Origin of the sequence: Aidingimonas lacisalsi (assembly GCF_008079445.1) — a bacterium.
GTDB lineage: Bacteria > Pseudomonadota > Gammaproteobacteria > Pseudomonadales > Halomonadaceae > Aidingimonas > Aidingimonas lacisalsi.
The window spans coordinates 109,813-126,752 of record NZ_VRYH01000004.1 but is presented as its reverse complement, the minus strand read 5'-3'; the positions used below and the strand labels follow the sequence as shown (position 1 = coordinate 126,752).

The 16,940-nt window shown below is 57.0% G+C and carries 18 protein-coding genes; 5 read left to right on the top strand and 13 right to left on the bottom strand.

The annotated features are described in order from the left end of the window. Positions 1 to 120 precede the first annotated feature (120 nt). Complete coding sequence (ppsR, locus tag FVV99_RS09620) at positions 121 to 954, top strand: posphoenolpyruvate synthetase regulatory kinase/phosphorylase PpsR (protein ID WP_148253866.1); 834 nt, start codon at positions 121 to 123, stop codon at positions 952 to 954. 21 nt (positions 955 to 975) lie between these two features. On the opposite strand, the gene FVV99_RS09615 is transcribed toward ppsR, so the two are convergent. From FVV99_RS09615 to FVV99_RS09605, 3 genes are all read right to left on the bottom strand, one after another. Further along, complete coding sequence (locus tag FVV99_RS09615; protein ID WP_148253865.1) at positions 976 to 2,181, bottom strand: CaiB/BaiF CoA transferase family protein; 1,206 nt, start codon at positions 2,179 to 2,181, stop codon at positions 976 to 978. A 154-nt stretch (positions 2,182 to 2,335) separates the two neighbouring features. After that, complete coding sequence (locus FVV99_RS09610) at positions 2,336 to 3,514, bottom strand: acyl-CoA dehydrogenase (protein WP_148253864.1); 1,179 nt, start codon at positions 3,512 to 3,514, stop codon at positions 2,336 to 2,338. 86 nt (positions 3,515 to 3,600) lie between these two features. After that, positions 3,601 to 4,707: an enoyl-CoA hydratase/isomerase family protein gene (locus FVV99_RS09605; protein WP_148253863.1), complete on the bottom strand. Its 1,107-nt coding sequence runs from the start codon at positions 4,705 to 4,707 to the stop codon at positions 3,601 to 3,603. 134 nt (positions 4,708 to 4,841) lie between these two features. Between FVV99_RS09605 and FVV99_RS09600 the strand changes: the two genes are divergently transcribed. Further along, a complete protein-coding gene (locus FVV99_RS09600; RefSeq protein ID WP_148254184.1) occupies positions 4,842 to 5,279 on the top strand; it encodes a MerR family transcriptional regulator in 438 nt (145 codons plus the stop codon). Between the two features lie 16 nt (positions 5,280 to 5,295). Here FVV99_RS09600 and FVV99_RS09595 read toward each other — a convergent pair whose 3' ends face one another. From FVV99_RS09595 to FVV99_RS09575, 5 genes are all read right to left on the bottom strand, one after another. Next, entirely contained in the window at positions 5,296 to 5,874 is a 579-nt protein-coding gene (locus FVV99_RS09595) for a hypoxanthine-guanine phosphoribosyltransferase (protein WP_148253862.1), read from the bottom strand. A 7-nt stretch (positions 5,875 to 5,881) separates the two neighbouring features. Continuing rightward, the gene (locus FVV99_RS09590) at positions 5,882 to 7,141 is read right to left on the bottom strand and encodes a mechanosensitive ion channel family protein (protein ID WP_148253861.1); all 1,260 of its coding nucleotides are present in this window, start codon (positions 7,139 to 7,141) and stop codon (positions 5,882 to 5,884) included. Between the two features lies 1 nt (position 7,142). Further along, positions 7,143 to 8,168, bottom strand: a complete 1,026-nt coding sequence (nagZ, locus tag FVV99_RS09585) for a beta-N-acetylhexosaminidase (protein WP_148253860.1) — start codon at positions 8,166 to 8,168, stop codon at positions 7,143 to 7,145. Between the two features lie 91 nt (positions 8,169 to 8,259). Then, positions 8,260 to 8,778 (bottom strand): L,D-transpeptidase, encoded by a 519-nt coding sequence (locus tag FVV99_RS09580; protein WP_148253859.1) that lies wholly within the window; start codon positions 8,776 to 8,778, stop codon positions 8,260 to 8,262. Between the two features lie 9 nt (positions 8,779 to 8,787). Then, entirely contained in the window at positions 8,788 to 9,456 is a 669-nt protein-coding gene (locus FVV99_RS09575) for a TetR/AcrR family transcriptional regulator (protein ID WP_148253858.1), read from the bottom strand. Between the two features lie 219 nt (positions 9,457 to 9,675). On the opposite strand from FVV99_RS09575, the gene lexA reads away from it, so the two are divergent. Both lexA and dinB read left to right on the top strand, forming a co-directional pair. Next, positions 9,676 to 10,338, top strand: a complete 663-nt coding sequence (lexA, locus tag FVV99_RS09570; protein WP_148253857.1) for a transcriptional repressor LexA — start codon at positions 9,676 to 9,678, stop codon at positions 10,336 to 10,338. A gap of 7 nt (positions 10,339 to 10,345) precedes the next feature. Next, entirely contained in the window at positions 10,346 to 11,413 is a 1,068-nt protein-coding gene (gene dinB / locus FVV99_RS09565) for a DNA polymerase IV (RefSeq protein ID WP_148253856.1), read from the top strand. Between the two features lie 50 nt (positions 11,414 to 11,463). Here the strand turns inward: dinB and purU are convergent, their stop codons facing one another. After that, positions 11,464 to 12,318 (bottom strand): formyltetrahydrofolate deformylase, encoded by an 855-nt coding sequence (purU, locus tag FVV99_RS09560; RefSeq protein WP_148253855.1) that lies wholly within the window; start codon positions 12,316 to 12,318, stop codon positions 11,464 to 11,466. A 240-nt stretch (positions 12,319 to 12,558) separates the two neighbouring features. On the opposite strand from purU, the gene FVV99_RS09555 reads away from it, so the two are divergent. Further along, positions 12,559 to 14,130 (top strand): ribonuclease J, encoded by a 1,572-nt coding sequence (locus tag FVV99_RS09555; protein ID WP_148254183.1) that lies wholly within the window; start codon positions 12,559 to 12,561, stop codon positions 14,128 to 14,130. A gap of 102 nt (positions 14,131 to 14,232) precedes the next feature. Here FVV99_RS09555 and FVV99_RS09550 read toward each other — a convergent pair whose 3' ends face one another. The 4 genes from FVV99_RS09550 to moaC all read right to left on the bottom strand — a co-directional run bounded on the left by FVV99_RS09550 (position 14,233) and on the right by moaC (position 16,937). Further along, a complete protein-coding gene (locus FVV99_RS09550; protein ID WP_148253854.1) occupies positions 14,233 to 14,523 on the bottom strand; it encodes an H-NS family histone-like protein in 291 nt (96 codons plus the stop codon). Positions 14,524 to 14,696: 173 nt separating this feature from the next. After that, positions 14,697 to 15,686: a GTP 3',8-cyclase MoaA gene (moaA, locus tag FVV99_RS09545; RefSeq protein WP_148253853.1), complete on the bottom strand. Its 990-nt coding sequence runs from the start codon at positions 15,684 to 15,686 to the stop codon at positions 14,697 to 14,699. Then, complete coding sequence (gene moaE / locus FVV99_RS09540; RefSeq protein ID WP_148253852.1) at positions 15,683 to 16,138, bottom strand: molybdopterin synthase catalytic subunit MoaE; 456 nt, start codon at positions 16,136 to 16,138, stop codon at positions 15,683 to 15,685. Before moaE ends, moaA begins: the two co-directional genes overlap by 4 nt. Before the next feature lies 1 nt (position 16,139). Then, the gene (moaC, locus tag FVV99_RS09535; RefSeq protein WP_148253851.1) at positions 16,140 to 16,937 is read right to left on the bottom strand and encodes a cyclic pyranopterin monophosphate synthase MoaC; all 798 of its coding nucleotides are present in this window, start codon (positions 16,935 to 16,937) and stop codon (positions 16,140 to 16,142) included. Positions 16,938 to 16,940: the final 3 nt, after the last annotated feature.

Below are 16,940 nucleotides of genomic sequence, written 5' to 3'. Positions count from 1 at the left end.
ATTGGTCTAACAGCGAAGTCACTGGAGAATTTTTACAACAATCGGGATAAGGTGGCGAGTTATGTAGTCATCCAGCCCAACGGGACATCACTCTTTCATCACGCAACAACGGGGTTATTCATGTCACGCACGGCCTTTTTCATCTCCGACGGTACCGGTATCACGGCGGAAACGTTGGGACGCAGCCTGTTGGCTCAGTTCGAGAACGTCGATATGCACATGATCACCAAACCTTATGTCGACACGACCGACAAGGCGCGAACACTGGTTCAGGTCATAGAGGCAACGGCCGTTCGAGACGGCGAGACGCCGATCATCATCGATACGATCGTCGACGCTGCCATTCGTGCCATCATCAGCCAAGCGCCAGGATTCAAGGTCGATATCTTCTCGACCTTTCTCGAGCCACTGGAAAAGGAACTGGCCACACACTCGACCTACACCGTGGGGCGTACACACTCCATTGGCCGCGACGACGTCTACATGGACCGCATTCACTCGGTTCATTTCGCACTCGACAACGATGATGGAGCACGGACATACCAGTACGACAAGGCCGATGTCATCCTGATCGGGGTGTCGCGTTGCGGCAAGACGCCGACATCACTCTACCTGGCGCTGCAGTTCGGTATTCGTGCCGCCAACTACCCGCTCACCGAAGACGATCAGGACGAAGATGGCACGCTCAAACTGCCTGCGGTACTGAAACCCTATCGACACAAGCTCTTCGGCCTGACCATCGATGCACGACGGCTCGCCGCCATACGCAGCGAACGTCGCCCGAACAGCCGTTACTGCTCAATGGACCAATGCATGCAGGAAATCCAGCAGGTGGAAACGCTGTATCGCCATCTACACATTCCTTACATCGATACCACCCGCTTCTCGATCGAGGAGATATCGACCCGCATGATTGCCGAAACCGGTCTGCATAGACGCTTTTCTCCCCATTGAGCGCTGTCCGCCACATCGACATCATGACACGATGCCCTGCTCACGCAGTTCGGCAATTTGTGCTTCCGACAATCCCATCCCTGCCAGGACGGCATCGCTATCCTGGCCCAATGCCGGCGGCGGACGCCGACTGGTTCTCGACTCGCCATCGAACCTGAGCGGATTGGCCACTTGAGGGATAGCGACACCGTCACGCATCAGCGTCGTCACCATGCCGCGGTGGCTGACCTGAGCATCGTGAAGCGCCTCCGTAATCGTGTTGATCGGCCCCGCTGGAATGCCGTGGCGTTCGAACTCTGCCAACCATGCATCGCGCCCACGCTCGGCAAGACACTCGGCGATCATCGGCACCAATCGATCCCGGTGCGCGACGCGTGCCGCGTTGGTTGCATAGGCCTCGTCGTCGCTCCACTCCGGATGCTTCAGCAGATCCGCCAAGCGTGCAAATTGCGTGTCGTTGCCGACCGTCAACACTAAATAGCCATCGCTGCAGGCAAATGCCTGATACGGCACGATGTTGGGATGCGCATTGCCATGACGGTCGGGATCCCGATGCCCCACCAGGGCATTGAGTGACTGATTGGCCAGCGTCGCGACCTGCACATCCAGCAGAGACAGGTCGATGTATCGCCCTCGCCCCGTACGGCCGCGCTCATCCAATGCCGCCAGTACGCCAATGGCAGCATACAAGCCAGTCATGACATCGGTGATGGCGACGCCGGTTTTCATCGGCATGCCATCGGGGTCGCCGGTAACGCTCATCAAGCCGCCCATGGCCTGGATCATGAAGTCGTAGCCAGCACGCTGGGCATACGGACCATCCTGGCCGAACCCGGTGATCGAGCACCCGATCAGCCCCGGATTGCGCTTGGCCAAGGAGGCATAGTCCAAGCCGTAACGTTCCAGCCCGCCAACCTTGAAGTTTTCAATCAGGATATCGGCTTGTTCGGCCAGCCGGCGAATCAATGCCTGTCCACGCGGATCGGCGATATCGATGGCCAGCGACTGTTTCCCCCGGTTGGCGCACAGGTAATACGCGGCCTCATGGACATCATTGACGGCATCTTCCAGCCAGGGCGGCCCCCAACTACGCGTATCGTCACCTCGTTCGGGACGCTCGATCTTGATGACCCGAGCGCCAAGGTCCGCCAGCATCTGTCCCGCCCACGGACCGGCCAACACTCGTGACATGTCCAGCACCAACCTCCCTTCCAGAGGATGTGTCATGACTGTCTCCCATCGGTCTGACTACGCGCTGTATGAACAATGACCGAACTCACGCATACGCCGTCATCAATCGGCTCACGGTCCCCATTGGTTGCAGTCTTTCGCTGTCTCATGACTGATATCCACCCATAGCTCGTCGAGCGTTCAACAGATCTCAGGAAAAGGCTTGAATGCCAGTCTGGGCGCGCCCAAGGATCAACGCATGGATATCATGGGTCCCTTCGTAGGTATTGACCGCTTCAAGATTCATGACATGACGAATGACATGATACTCATCGGAAATGCCGTTACCGCCATGCATATCGCGTGCGGCACGCGCCACATCCAGCGCCTTGCCACAATTGTTACGCTTGATCAGCGAAATCGTCTCGGGCACGAGCTGGTCATCATCAATCATTCGCCCCACACGTAATGCAGCCTGAAGCCCCAGGGCGATTTCGGTTTGCATATCTGCCAGCTTTTTCTGGATCAACTGATTGGCAGCGAGCGGCCGCCCGAATTGCTTGCGCTCCAGCGTATACTCACGCGCGGCATGCCAGCAGGCCTCTGCCGCTCCCATGCTGCCCCAGGCGATGCCATAGCGGGCCCGGTTCAAGCATGAAAAGGGTCCCTTGAAGCCCTGCACATTGGGTAACCGTTGTTCATCGCCGACCTCGACGTCCTCCATGACGATCTGACCGGTAATCGACGCACGCAGACTGAACTTGCCATCGATCTTGGGAGCGCTGAGGCCCTTCATGCCCTTCTCGAGGATGAAACCGCGCAGGATATCCTCTTCATCACGCGCCCAGACCACGAACACATCGGCGATCGGCGAGTTGGTGATCCAGGTCTTGGCACCATTCAGCCGCCATCCCGACTCGGTCCGTCGTGCGCGTGTCGACATACCACCAGGGTCAGAACCATGATCCGGCTCGGTCAGCCCGAAGCAGCCGACCCATTCGCCACTCGCCAGTTTTGGCAGGTAGGTATCTCGCTGCGCCTCACTGCCGAAAGCATGGATGGGGTACATCACCAGGCTCGATTGAACACTCATGGCGCTACGGTAACCGGAATCGACGCGCTCGACTTCGCGAGCGATCAGACCATAACTCACATAGTTGAGCCCGGCGCAGCCATACCCGGCAATAGTAGCGCCAAGCAGTCCCAACTCCCCCATTTCGTTGAGGATCTCACGATCGAAATGCTCATGGCGATTGGCCTCGAGCACACGGGGTAATAGCTTATCCTGGCAATACCCCCGCGCCGTCTGCTGGACCATCCGTTCCTCTTCGTCGAGCTGATCGACCAAACGGAACGGGTCGTCCCAGGTCATCGGTGTAATCTGACTCATGGCAGGCTCCAAAATTTCTACATTTTGAGATAATGTAGACTAATAATGATTCACTGCCAAGCGCGATGAGTGCGAAGCATCGCCGTCTACAGCGACTTCAGTGGATGCGCTGCGGCACTCCATAATGGCTGCAGCATGGCCTCGACATGCGCATCCGAAACCTCCGAAACATGCTTGTGCGACCACCGTGGTTGCTTGTCCTTGTCGATCAATAACGCGCGTACGCCCTCACCGAGATCGCCGCGTAGGCAACACTGAACGGACAGGTTCAACTCGTCTCTGAAGATATCGGCCAGACTCGCATGACGATGACGGTTCAACATATGCCAGGACAGCCGCGCGGTCAGGGGACACCCTACTGAGAGACGGTCACGATTCGCACGTAACCATTCATCATTGCTCGAATCACTTAGAATGCGCCGCGTTGCTTCGAGGTCATCGGCGGTGCCTGCCAACCTCTGCAAATGATCTCGCAGAGGCCAAACGCGCGCCGCCGGCACCGACGAGCGATCGTCGAAATCGTCCAGGATGGACATGACGGCCGCAAACGCCCCGTCGTGGTAATTCGCGCCAAGCAAGGCATGCATGAGTGCCGCATGCGATTCACGCGGGATGAATCGGTCTGCCAATCCCAGATCCAGAGCGTCGCGGGCATTCAACTGGGCTCCGGTCAATGCCAGATAAGCGCCTATGCCCGGCGGCATGCGATTGAAAAACCAGCTAGCCGCCACATCAGGATACAGACCGATACTGATCTCCGGCATGGCAAGTACAGAGGTTTGTGTCACCAGACGCTGGCTGGCTCCTGCCATCAGGCCCAGACCACCGCCCATGACGATACCGTCCCCCCATACCAGTAACGGTTTGGGATAGCGGTGAATACGGTAATCGAGATGATACTCGGCCGTGAAATAGCGCGTCGCAAAGGTTGCCGTTGCGTCCTTATCGCCCTGTATCGACTGATACAGGGCCACGATATCGCCCCCGGCACAAAACGCTTTATCACCATCGCCTTCCAGCCAAACCGCAACGATCCGATCATCGCTCGCCCATGCATCCAGCTTGGCAGTCAGCGCATCGATCATCGCCAGGGATAGCGCATTGAGCGATCGCGGCGCATTCAACGTCGCGATACCGATACGCCCGCCAGAGCGGGTACTTCGTTCCTCGAAATGTACCGGGGAGTCGGTCATTGGGTATCTCCTGTTCCCATGCAGGTTGAACCATCATTCGACATTCATGACAATGAATGACTGCATCTTACGTAAACGTCAAAAAGCATGACCATACCATGCTCATGGATATCGAAACTCGAGGGCAAGCGTGCATGCACCAGAGCGATCCGACAATCGAACCAACGGATAGCGTTTCCAACCGTAGCGACACTCGGCGCCACTACACGATCGGTGAATTGGCACGTCTGTTCGATATCACGCCTCGTACCATCCGCTTTTACGAACAAGAGGGATTGCTGGAGCCGGAACGACGTGGCCAAACACGTATATATCATGACAAGGAACGCGTCAGGCTCAAGCTCACGCTGCGCGGTAAACGGCTCGGCTTCTCGCTCGCCGAGATACGTGAGGTCGTGGAACTTTACGATGCCATGCCCGATGGCGATGTTCGGCAATTGCGCCGACTGCTGGAACTTCTCGCTGAAAAGCGTGCCGAGATGCAGCGTCAGCTCGAGGACATTCGCTTGATGCAACGTGAACTCGATGATGTCGAGAGTCGCTGTCGCAATGCCCTCGCGGATCGGACCTGACGGATACCCTGGTCTGTCATTGATCCTGCGGGGCGAAAATGCCGGGGGCATTACGCCAGTAGCCCTTGTAGTCCATACCGAAACCGAATACATAGCGATCCGCCACTTCCAGACTGCAGTAATCGGCCTGGAGTCCGGGAGCGGCCTTGCGATCATGGCGCTTGTCGACCAGTACTGCCGTGGCGATACTGGCCGCTCCCGCGGCACGGCAGTAATCCAGGATCGCGGAGAGCGTGGTTCCCTCGTCGAGAATGTCGTCGACGATCACGATATGGCGATCGGTCATGGGGATCTCGGGGGAGACACGCCAGAACAACTCTCCCCCATGCGTACCACCGCGATATCGCGTCACATGAAGATAGTCGACCTCCAATGGGAACCCAAGACGCGTCAACAGATGGCCGGTAGTGATCAAGCCACCATTCATGACGCAATAGAAGACAGGGAGTTTGTCGCCAAGTGCTGCGGTAATATCGGCAGCCATCCGGTCCAGAGCTTTTTCGACCTGTGACTGATCGATGAGACAGTCGGCGTTGTCCATCAGGTCGCGCATGCTGGCCAAGGAGTCCTGTTCAGTGGGCACGAGTTTAGGCATCGCTCTCTTAATCGTTGGCTGGAGAATCGGCGCCCGGCTCGTCGCCGCGTAACGGACGCGAGCCGGGCGAATGATCTTGGCCCGGTGTTTCCGGGCGTTCACTTGCAGCCCGCTGCTCATCGATCGAGCCCTCAGGCCGCCCGCGGCTTCCCGTATCGCCGGACGCCTGTGTCTGCGCCATATCATGCAAATGCACTTCACGTGATGGTATGGCCAGCGCGGCATCGTGGGATGCGATGATGTCGGCAATCCGCAACAGTACGTCCTGCTGGATATCCTGATGCTCGGCCCAATCGGTCGTACGGGTATAGGCATGCACGAAGAGCTCAAGATCATCGTCACCGAAGCGCTGGAAGTTGACCAACGTTGTCTGCTGGTGATCGAGGTACTCGTGAGCATCCAGCATCTGGCGAATATCGTGGACGATGTCGCGGACTTGAGGTAGATCCTCGTAGCGCAAGCTTAGCTGCTGGAATATCCTGCGATTGAACATCCGCGAGGGGTTTTCCACGCTGATCGTACTGAACGTGGCATTCGGCACATACAAGGGGCGGGAGTCGAAGGTGCGAATGCGCGTCAATCGCCAACCGATATCTTCCACGATACCTTCGATGTCACGGTCCGGCGAGCGTATCCAGTCCCCCACCTTGAAGGGATCATCGAGATGGACTGCCAATCCACCAAAAAAATTCGCCAAGACGTCACGTGCGGCAAATCCGACCAGGATGCCGCCGACACCGCCGAATGCCAGCAACCCTGACACGCTCATCCCCATGAGCTGAAAGGCAAGCAGGAAAACCACGACCATGATGATGGCACCGACCACTTTACTGACCGCTGATGCCGTCGTGGGATCCAGGGACCTCGCCTTGTGTTTCGCCGGCGGAAAAATGAGCCGCTTCTCGATCAAGCCGACCAAGCGCACGCCCGTCCATGCAAACATCAACAGACTGAACAGTCCCGCCAGATGTCCGTAATGGTCATTGATCCAGTCCCACTCCAAGCGCAAGCCGGTGAAACGCAGCAACCCGACAATGGCCATGCCCCAGATCCAGACCCGCAACGGACGCCGTAGCGCCATGACGATGGTATCGTCCCAGCGGTTGCGGGTTCGTTCCAATAGCGGACCCAACCGCCAGATCAACAACCAGGCCGCCAGATCGGCAACCGCGGCAGCCAGCAGCAGCAGCGCCGGGATCACCAACCAGTCGGGAACGCCCAACCGGGCTTCGACCAATGTTTCGAGCGGGGTCATCCAGTCTTGCATATCAATGATCGCTTTGCTGGCTAGCCAGGGCCTCCAAGCGTGCGTGTGCGCGTCGCCAACGAGATAGTGCGGACAGCGACGCCAGATTCGGCCGAGCACGACCGTAACGCAAACGAGCCTGACGTTTCCCTTGCCGATCCCGGCAGACAGGCAGTGCGTTCATGACGGCATCACGATCATTGCATACCAGTGCCATGTCACAGCCGGCATCGAGTGCCGCACTGACACGTTGGGCGACATCACCTGCGACACTCGCACCGACCATGGATAGGTCGTCAGAAAATATCGCTCCCTTGAACCCCACGTCTTCACGCAGCATGCCCAACCAGTTGGGCGAAAACCCAGCGGGGCGTTCATCGAAGCAGGAGTAGACCACATGTGCCGGCATCATCCCCTCGAGCCGAGACGCCAAGGCGGCAAACGGCACCAGATCTCGAGCCCGTAACGTCTCCATCGAACGAGGGTCGATGGGAAACTCGTGATGAGAATCCATGGCCACACCGCCGTGTCCCGGGAAATGCTTGCCTACTGCCACCATGCCCGCCTCATGCATACCATTGATGAAGGCACCGGCCAGGGTCGTCACTACGTGCGGTTCGCCTGAAAAGCTGCGATCGCCGATCAGCGACGAGATACCACTGTCGACATCCAGTACCGGCGCGAACACGACATCCAAACCACATGCGGCCATTTCCAGTCCCAGCAACCATCCCGCATCCTGGCAACGTTGGGTGACCGACTCAGGCGCGTCGTGATACCCCTCGGCCAACACCGACATCGACGGCATGCGAGTCACACCCTTGCGCAAGCGTTGTACACGACCGCCCTCTTGATCGATGCCCAGCAGGACATCAGGCCGTACGCGTCGTATGTCGGCACACAGGTGCTGCACCTGATCGGCATCCTCGATATTGCGTGAAAACAGGATGACACCCCCGACTTCAGGGCGCGTAAGCAGGTCATTGTCCTCACTGGTCAGCCGAGTCCCTTCAATATCCAGCATCAGGGGACCGAGAGGTTGAGTCATGAGCGAATTCCTTGGTGTTGAGGGCGATGATTCTAGAGCAATGCGTTATCCGACGACAGGCATTCTCTGACGCCTCCTTCACCGGGTGGTATCAAACATGGAGCCAAACCGGCGTACCAGGAGTCACGCGATCGAACACGGCCAGTAGCGCGGTGTCATGCAACCGGATGCAGCCATGCGAGGCCGGTGTCCCCATCGGTTCATCCGGGGGCGTGCCATGCAGGTAAATATAGCGTCGCTGAGAATCGACGTTTCCGCCACGATTGACACCGGGCTCAAGGCCGGTCAGCCATAGGATCCGAGTCAGGATCCAGTCGCGCTCGGGAAATGATCGCGCCATGTGTGGAGAGTAGATTTCTCCCGTTGGACGCCGCCCACGAAATACGCTGCCTGCCGGCATCCCATGACCGATCATGGCACGAATGTAGTGCCAGCCAGCCGGCGTGCGACCACTGCCTTGCTGCTGACCGATGCCGGCTGCACCCGTGGATACCGGATAGTCTGCCTCACGGTCCCTCCCCCGCCAGACGCACAGGCGTTGCCCGGTCAGGTCGATTTCCAACCAGACATCATCTTCGGGAGGCAAATGAGAAAGTCGCGGCGTTTGCATGGCCCGAACTCAGCTGGCTGTTGGAAAGTGGTTAGCTTCCGCCGACGGCAAGGGAGCCTGCATGGCAGCCACAACGACGGGACGCAAGCGATCGACCAATTCGCGCACACTGACGTGTTCGCCGTAATCCTTTTCCGCAATGTCGCGCAAGGCATCCAGGCCCGATAGTGTGAATATCACGGTCCCCAGAACGAAGTGCAACCGCCAGAATCGCTCGGCATCCGGTAAATCAGGCGTCGCCTGCCGAACAAGCGATGAGAAGCGCGTGAACACACTACCATAGTGCTCCTGGATATAACGGCGCAGATGCCCTTGAGCCTGACTGTAAGCCAACCCCAACAGACGCATGAACACCTTGAGGCTATTGCGCTCCGCCGGCACTTCGAGCACCGTTCTCGCCATGCTGTCCAGTAGCACTTCCAGGGGAATGACATCGCCCTGGTAGCGACGTTCCAGTTCATCGAGCACGTCATGAAAGCGTTCAGTGAATGGGTCCAGATAACGAGCGAATACGGCTTGAATCAATGATTTCTTGGAGCCGAAATGGTAATTAACGGCTGCCAGGTTGACTCTGGCCTTGCTGGTAATATGACGCAACGACGTCTCGGCAAAACCGCGCTCTGCAAACAGCACTTCAGCGGTATCGAGTATCCGTGTGACTGTATCGTTCTGGGCCATGGAACCGCCTCTCGTTATATTATAAACATTTGTTTGAAACGTGGGTCGATTTTACGCATATCATATCCGGGCCACAAACCAATGCGTTTCAAACGATAACGGTATCCCGTTCGATCCATCATCGGTAGGTAAGCCGTGGAAAACAAGCAGCGGGCATGACTGGATGCAATTCCATGCTGTATACTTAACCAAATAGCTACCGATGCCGGAGGTTGTCCCATGTCCCGCGCCCTGACCCCGCGCCAACAGAACGTCTATGACTTCATCGTCAAGACTGTCAACGAACTGGGCTACCCGCCCACACGCGCGGAAATCGCCAAGGCGTTGGGGTTCCGCTCGCCCAATGCCGCCGAGGAACATCTGCGCGCACTGAACAAGAAGGGAGTCATCCGCATGATCGCGGGCACGTCTCGTGGCATCCGACTCACGACGCAGGATCATGAAACCGAGACGAGCACCAGCGGCGACCATGCACCGGCTCAAACAGGCCTGCCCATCATCGGCGATGTTGCCGCCGGCAGCCCCATCCTGGCCGAAGAACATGTCGACCGCTATTGCCCACTACCGCCGGACTTTTTCACTCCCCGTGCCGACTATCTGTTGCGTGTCAGAGGGCTGTCCATGCAGGACATCGGAATCCTCGAAGGCGACCTCCTCGCCGTACATCGTACCGACCAGGTCCGTGACGGTCAGATCGTTGTCGCTCGGCTCGAGGATGACGTCACGGTCAAACGCTTCAAACAACATGGTCACCACGTTCAATTGATCGCGGAAAATACCGACTTCGCCCCCATCGATATCGACTTGAAGACGCAGCATCTGGAAATCGAAGGTATCGGTGTCGGTGTCATTCGTGGCGGCAGTGGCCAAGCCTTGCATTGATGGAGCCATGAGTACGCGGACGCGGAAAATCCTGCATGCCGATTGCGACTGTTTTTATGCCGCCGTCGAAATGCGAGATGATCCGGCACTGAAAGACGTGCCGCTTGCCATTGGCGGTAGCGCCGAACGACGCGGAGTGGTCGCCACCTGCAATTATCCGGCACGTACCTATGGCGTACGATCGGCCATGCCGACGGCAAAGGCATTACGCCTTTGCCCCGACTTGTTGGTGTTGCCGCCCGACTTCGACAGATATCGTGCCGTATCACAGCGCATACAATCGATTTTTCACGAACTCACACCGCTGGTCGAGCCTCTCTCCCTCGACGAGGCCTATCTTGATGTGAGTGACGTTTCACGCTTTCGCGGTAGCGCAACCTGGATGGCTCAGTGGCTCAAGGAGGAAACCTACAGGCACACGGGAATCACTCTGTCGGTGGGCGCCGCACCGGCGAAGTTCCTTGCCAAGATCGCCAGCGACTGGGACAAGCCGGACGGCCTATACGTCATCGAACCGGCGCGGGTCGAGCCCTTCCTGCTTGACCTCCCCGTGACACGACTACATGGCGTCGGCCCGGCAACGGCGATGAAACTGGAAGAGATGGGCATAAAAACCTGTGCAGACTTGCGGACATGGCCACTGGAGTCCTTGATCGATCGGTTCGGAAAATTCGGTTACCGGCTTTATGAACTGTCGCGCGGGATCGACGACCGCGATGTCGCCATTTCCCGCGAACGCAAGTCCGTAAGCGTCGAAACGACCTATGATCGCGATCTGCCCGATCTTGACACCTCCCTTGACGCCCTCCCCCCGTTGATCGACAAATTGGACGGTCGTCTGGCCCGTCAAGGGAGGCCGTCGCTGGACAAGGTCTTCATTAAAGTGCGTTTCAACGACTTCAGCCTGACCACCCTGGAAATCGCCGGACAGGACATCGACCGGACGCGTTATGCCACATTGCTGGAACAGATCTGGCGGCGCAATCCGCGCCCGATACGGCTACTGGGGGTCGGCGTCCGGCTGACACCCCGCGAAGGACAACGCCAACTCAGCCTGTCGCTGGATGCCATCTAGCGGATAGCAGGCCCGACGCCGTGTGTAGAGACACTCCAAGGCTTCAGGGCCTAGGCGAATACGACTGTCTTGTTGCCATCAATCAGTACCCTATCCTGTAGATGCCAGCGCAACCCACGCGCCAATACCAGCTTCTCGATATCCCGGCCGAAGCGCATCAAGTCAGCGGTCGTATGGCAATGCGATACACGATGAATGTCCTGCTCGATGATCGGGCCAGCATCGAGCTCGGCAGTCACGTAATGACATGTTGCACCTATCAATTTGACCCCTCGTTCGTACGCCTGATGATAAGGTTTGGCACCAGCGAACGAGGGCAGGAAGCTGTGGTGGATGTTGATCACTCGGCCTCGATATCGCTCACACAGCCCTGGAGGCAGGATTTGCATGTATCGTGCAAGCACCACGGTATCCGCTTGCACCTGGTCGATGAGACGCTCGACCTCGCTAAATGCCGACGTCCTGTCAGCCGGCGCCACAGGTACATGGTAATAATCGATGCCATGCCATTCGACCAGCGACCGCATGTCGTCGTGATTGGAGATGACACAGGCAATATCGCAATCCAGCTCGCCAGCGGTCCAGCGATAAAGCAAGTCAACCAGACAGTGTGATTCACGTGACACCATTAACACGATACGCGAACGTTGAGCCGTATCGGTCAATGCCCAATCCATGCTGAACTCGTCGGCAATCGGAGCGAAAGACCGCCGCAACGCTTCAATGCCCACGGCAATGGAATCCGCCAGGATTTCATAGCGCATGAAAAAACGCCCGGTCATCAGATCGGAGTGCTGACTGGCTTCAGTAATCGAGCCGCCATGTTCAGCAATGAAACTGGAAACGCGTGCCACAATGCCGACACGATCAGGACAGGATACGACGAGACGATAATAATGGGACATCGGTAAGCCATCGGTCGAAACAAGAAAACATGCCGGGAAGAATTGCCATCTGATGCATTAGTCTAGCGAATTCTTGACGGTCAGGACATCTGCGTTGTGGCGGCGCTTACCCATCCCGTATGATGGAGTTCTCTCATACTCGATATCGTGTCCACCATGTATCAACCTCGCGTTCAGATTCGCCAACGACAGCGTCCTTCCCTGTACTTCCTTTCCTTGGGGGGATGCGGTGAAATCGGCATGAACTTCAGTCTGTACGGTTATGAGGGACAATGGATCGCCGTCGATTGCGGGATGATGATCCGTCAGGATTTAACCGAGACCCCTTTGCAAGTACCCAACCCGGACACTCTTGATGACCTGAATATCCGTCCAGAAGCGTTGGTGATAACTCATGGTCACGAAGACCATATCGGCGCCATTGCCTGGCTCTGGCCTCGCTGGGGCTGCCCTATTCATGCCACGCCATTGGCCGCTGCCCTGTTGCGGGCCAAATTCAATGACCACGGACTGACGACCGACAGTATTCATGTAATCGACCCGGGGGATGCCTGCGAACAGGGGCCTTTTACGATTCGCTTCCTGCCGGTAACGCATTCGATTCCTGAGAGTTGCGCCCTGTTGATCGTCACGCCAGAACAACGCGTGCTGCATACGGGAGACTGGAAACTCGATGCCGACCCAGTGATCGGGTCGCCACCGGACGAAGCCATGTTTCGAGCACTCGCTCCGGTCGATTTGGTCGTTGGAGATTCCACCAATGCGGCGACGACCCCATCGACACGCAGCGAAGGAGACGTGGCCCGCGCGCTGGAAAGGAGATTGGCGGAATGCCGTGGCCGCATCATTATTTCATGCTTTGCCAGTAACCTGGCTCGTGTACTCGCCATTGGACGAGCCGCCGAACAATGCGGTAGACGCATCAGTCTCATGGGACGCTCCATGGAGCGTATGGTTGGCATTGCCCGTGGACTGGGATACCTCGACGATTTCCCTCCGACCGTTCCCGTTCACGATCTCGGTTACCTGCCACCGGAAGAAGTCCTGGTCATCGCCACCGGAAGTCAGGGTGAGCCTAGATCGGCTTTATCGCGACTGGCACGCAATCAACATCCGAATTTCGAATTGATACCCGGCGACAGTGTCATCTTTTCGGCCAAAGCCATCCCGGGAAACGAGCCTCTAATCGAGCGACTTCAGCAAGGTCTCAAGCAACTGGGAGTGGTCATCTACGATGGTGAGAACCACCCGGAATTGCATGCCTCAGGTCACCCGGGACGGGACGAGATCACCACGCTCTACCGCTGGATTCAACCACGTTACCTGCTTCCCGTTCATGGAGAAAGACCCCACCAGAAGGCCCACCAAGCCCTTGCCAAGGCGCTCGACATTCAAGCGCCCTTGACACCCTCGAACGGCGACTTGATTCGTTTCAGCGCCAGGGAGTTGACGCACGAGGCGAGCCATCCACAGCATCCTTGCATCATCGACAGGAACCGCATCACCCCGCTTCCCGAGTTGTTCAATGCCGAATCCGGCGACCATGACCGCTTCGGCACCCTGTTTCTCGCCATTTCCGTGATGCCGAACGGGCACGGATGGTGTCGCATCGGTCTGCCGCTCATCGAGTCGCAGATGACAGCCGCGCTGGACGAAACCGCTCTCATAGCGTGGCTTGATGACCATCTGCCTAGTTTGGCGAGCCACCATATTGCACAGCTTCGTCAGGCACTGCGTCCACTACTGATGGAGTATCTGACAACACACATGCGCCACCTGCCGTCGGTCCACTTGCAATTAATCGCCGCATAGGCAGATGGCGCATTTACACTAACCATGGTAGCAAGAGTCGACATGTCCCGACATGCGCCGATATCGGATCCTGCGCCGATACTTACTTACCCGGAATGCCATTCAGGATTTCTTGGCATTCTTTGGTGGACGTCCACGACGCCGCTTGGGTTGCTCCGGAACGAGGTCATTCAGTGACAAGCCGGCATCATTGATCGCTTCACGAATTTCAGCCAACTTTCGCTCTTTCATGGCTTCCTCTTCCCGGCGCTTTTTCTCCTCCTCTTGCTTTTGCTCGATAACCTCTCCGATAACCTCGGACAGTTTACTGAGCTGTTCCATACTCAATTGGCGTGCAGCAGCACGGGCTACGTTCTTGTTACGAGCGATGCGCTCCAAGGATTCGGAAGACATTGGCCTCCTCCATGCTGAGGGTCAAAAAAACGTATCGATAGATACTGTGGTAAAAAGTATATGCAGATATGGCACTTTGGCAAGAAAAGTCAGTCAATAATTCTTTTGCCAAGGTGACATAAAGAGAAGGCCAGTCAGCAACTAAGTGAAGAGAATCGCTCCGTATTAAGGCATTAACCCCCCGTCATGTTCATGAAGCGAACCACTTGCACATCGCCATCAGTAGTGAAATGGTGGCGTTCCGGTTTCAATGGCATCGCCTCGATAATGCGAGTTTTCAATGCATCCATGTCTCCAGGGTAACGGCGTAACACCTCACGTAAATCTACGGAATGCTCATTGCCGAGGCAGAGCAGCAAACGCCCTTCCACAGTGACCCTGACCCGGTTGCAGGTCGAACAGAAGTTATGGCTATGCGGGGAAATGAATCCAACCCGAGTCTCGCTATCCGTCATCCTGAAATAGCGCGATGGCCCCAGTGTCGTTTCGGTCGTGGGGACGAGAGAATGCCGTTCCTCGATCATTGACTGGACTTCGTCACTCGAGCAGAAGGTTTCTGCTCGCGAATGATCCGATACATCGCCCAGCGGCATCTCTTCGATAAAACTGATGTCCACGCCTTCCTGACGCGCGAACTCGACCAGATCCAGCACTTCGTCGTCATTGCGACCCTTGAGGATGACAGCGTTGAGCTTGATACGCTCGAACCCGGCATCCTTGGCAGCGCGGATTCCATCAATCACTTTGCCTAATTGGCCGGTCCGCGTCAGTCGATGGAAACGTTCCGGATCCAGTGAATCAAGACTGATGTTGAGACGCTGCATTCCTGCTTGTCGCAGCGACTCTGCATACTTACCCAATCCGGCGCCATTGGTCGTCATGGTGAAATCCTTCAGCCCGGGCAACTCACCGATGTCGGATACCAGTTGATCAATGTCGCGTCGAACCAACGGCTCACCGCCGGTTAAGCGGATTTTCTCGACGCCTAATTCTACAAATGCCCTTGCGACCATGGACAACTCTTCCAGAGTCAATATCTGGGCACGGGGCAGAAAGGTCATGTCCTCGCTCATGCAGTAAACGCAGCGAAAGTCGCAGCGGTCAGTGACCGAGATCCGCACGTAACGCACCTGGCGATCGAAATTATCGATCAATGTTGTCATTGCTCATCCTCCCAGCGATTGGCATCGCGCTGATCGGCTTCACGCTCGGCAACCCAGTAGTGACCGCTACGGGTATGCTCTTTTTTCCAGAAAGGCGCTCGCGTTTTGAGAAAATCCATGATGAAAGCACAGGCATCGAATGCATCACGTCGGTGAGCACTCGCCACCAGGACCAACACGATTGGATCGCCCGGCGACAAGCACCCGACTCGATGAATCAGACTTACACCCTGTAACGACCAACGATGCATCGCTTGTTCCGTGATATCGGCAAGTGCTTGTTCGGTCATGCCCGGGTAATGTTCAAGCGTCAACGCCGTCACGTCCGGCCGTTCATTGAAATCACGCACCAGGCCGGTAAAGCTGACCACGGCACCGATATCGGTGCGCCCCTTCGTCAGAGCCTGCTGTTCTCCTCCAGGATCGAAAGGCGCATGCTGAACGCGTATCATGTCATCCTCCCGTAACCGGAGGAAAGAAAGCTACCTCGTCACCGTCACTCAAGGGGGTATCGTCACTGCCCATGACCTGATTGACGGCACAGAGAACACGCTGCCCTTGCAACAGGGAAAACCGCGAATCCCGCTGACGCAGCGCCTGCTTCAGCCCCGCGATATTGGTATGTTCCAGTTCGGTGAACTCAACGTCCAATTCACTGACACCCATCCGTTCACGCAGCTCTGCAAGGCATTTGACACGTAGACCGGGCGATGCACGACGCGGTGGCATACCCACTTCTCCATCACTGCATGAGGCCGTCACGATAGGTGTTTCACCGGGTTGTCGTTTGAAATCCCCCGATGCTCCCCCTGTCTTGGCATCAAGGCGTATAGCACCAATGACCATACCCTTGTCGACTGCCTTGCACATGTCATAAAGCGTCAGGCAGGCAACGGAAACCGCAGTCAGTGCTTCCATTTCCACCCCGGTCCGGCCATTGAGACGACACCGAGCCGTTACATCGACTTGCGATGCCGCCTCATCGACTCGAAACTCGATTTCCACCTTGGACAGTGGCAAAGCATGGCAGAGCGGTATCAATTCATGCGTCCGCTTGGCCGCTTGAATACCGGCAATCCGGGCAGTGGCCAAGACATCACCCTTGGGCAGCCCCCCCTCGACCAGCAGCTCCAGCGTCTCGGATTGCATCTGGACATACCCGCTGGCCACAGCCTCGCGACGGCTCTCTTCCTTATCGGCCACATCCACCATGTGGGCCTCGCCACGGGCATTCATATGACTGAGATTCATGTT

What these genes read in the sequence shown, in the direction of transcription:
- FVV99_RS09600 (WP_148254184.1), top strand. Translation starts at nt 4,842, where the DNA reads ATGCACCAGAGCGATCCGACAATCGAACCAACGGATAGCGTTTCCAAC.
- nagZ (WP_148253860.1), bottom strand. Translation starts at nt 8,168, where the DNA reads ATGACTCAACCTCTCGGTCCCCTGATGCTGGATATTGAAGGGACTCGG.
- FVV99_RS09550 (WP_148253854.1), bottom strand. Translation starts at nt 14,523, where the DNA reads ATGTCTTCCGAATCCTTGGAGCGCATCGCTCGTAACAAGAACGTAGCC.
- FVV99_RS09555 (WP_148254183.1), top strand. Translation starts at nt 12,559, where the DNA reads ATGAACTTCAGTCTGTACGGTTATGAGGGACAATGGATCGCCGTCGAT.
- lexA (WP_148253857.1), top strand. Translation starts at nt 9,676, where the DNA reads ATGTCCCGCGCCCTGACCCCGCGCCAACAGAACGTCTATGACTTCATC.
- FVV99_RS09580 (WP_148253859.1), bottom strand. Translation starts at nt 8,778, where the DNA reads ATGCAAACGCCGCGACTTTCTCATTTGCCTCCCGAAGATGATGTCTGG.
- FVV99_RS09595 (WP_148253862.1), bottom strand. Translation starts at nt 5,874, where the DNA reads ATGCCTAAACTCGTGCCCACTGAACAGGACTCCTTGGCCAGCATGCGC.
- FVV99_RS09605 (WP_148253863.1), bottom strand. Translation starts at nt 4,707, where the DNA reads ATGACCGACTCCCCGGTACATTTCGAGGAACGAAGTACCCGCTCTGGC.
- moaC (WP_148253851.1), bottom strand. Translation starts at nt 16,937, where the DNA reads ATGAATCTCAGTCATATGAATGCCCGTGGCGAGGCCCACATGGTGGAT.
- dinB (WP_148253856.1), top strand. Translation starts at nt 10,346, where the DNA reads ATGAGTACGCGGACGCGGAAAATCCTGCATGCCGATTGCGACTGTTTT.
- ppsR (WP_148253866.1), top strand. Translation starts at nt 121, where the DNA reads ATGTCACGCACGGCCTTTTTCATCTCCGACGGTACCGGTATCACGGCG.
- purU (WP_148253855.1), bottom strand. Translation starts at nt 12,318, where the DNA reads ATGTCCCATTATTATCGTCTCGTCGTATCCTGTCCTGATCGTGTCGGC.
- FVV99_RS09575 (WP_148253858.1), bottom strand. Translation starts at nt 9,456, where the DNA reads ATGGCCCAGAACGATACAGTCACACGGATACTCGATACCGCTGAAGTG.
- moaA (WP_148253853.1), bottom strand. Translation starts at nt 15,686, where the DNA reads ATGACAACATTGATCGATAATTTCGATCGCCAGGTGCGTTACGTGCGG.
- FVV99_RS09615 (WP_148253865.1), bottom strand. Translation starts at nt 2,181, where the DNA reads ATGACACATCCTCTGGAAGGGAGGTTGGTGCTGGACATGTCACGAGTG.
- FVV99_RS09610 (WP_148253864.1), bottom strand. Translation starts at nt 3,514, where the DNA reads ATGAGTCAGATTACACCGATGACCTGGGACGACCCGTTCCGTTTGGTC.
- moaE (WP_148253852.1), bottom strand. Translation starts at nt 16,138, where the DNA reads ATGATACGCGTTCAGCATGCGCCTTTCGATCCTGGAGGAGAACAGCAG.
- FVV99_RS09590 (WP_148253861.1), bottom strand. Translation starts at nt 7,141, where the DNA reads ATGCAAGACTGGATGACCCCGCTCGAAACATTGGTCGAAGCCCGGTTG.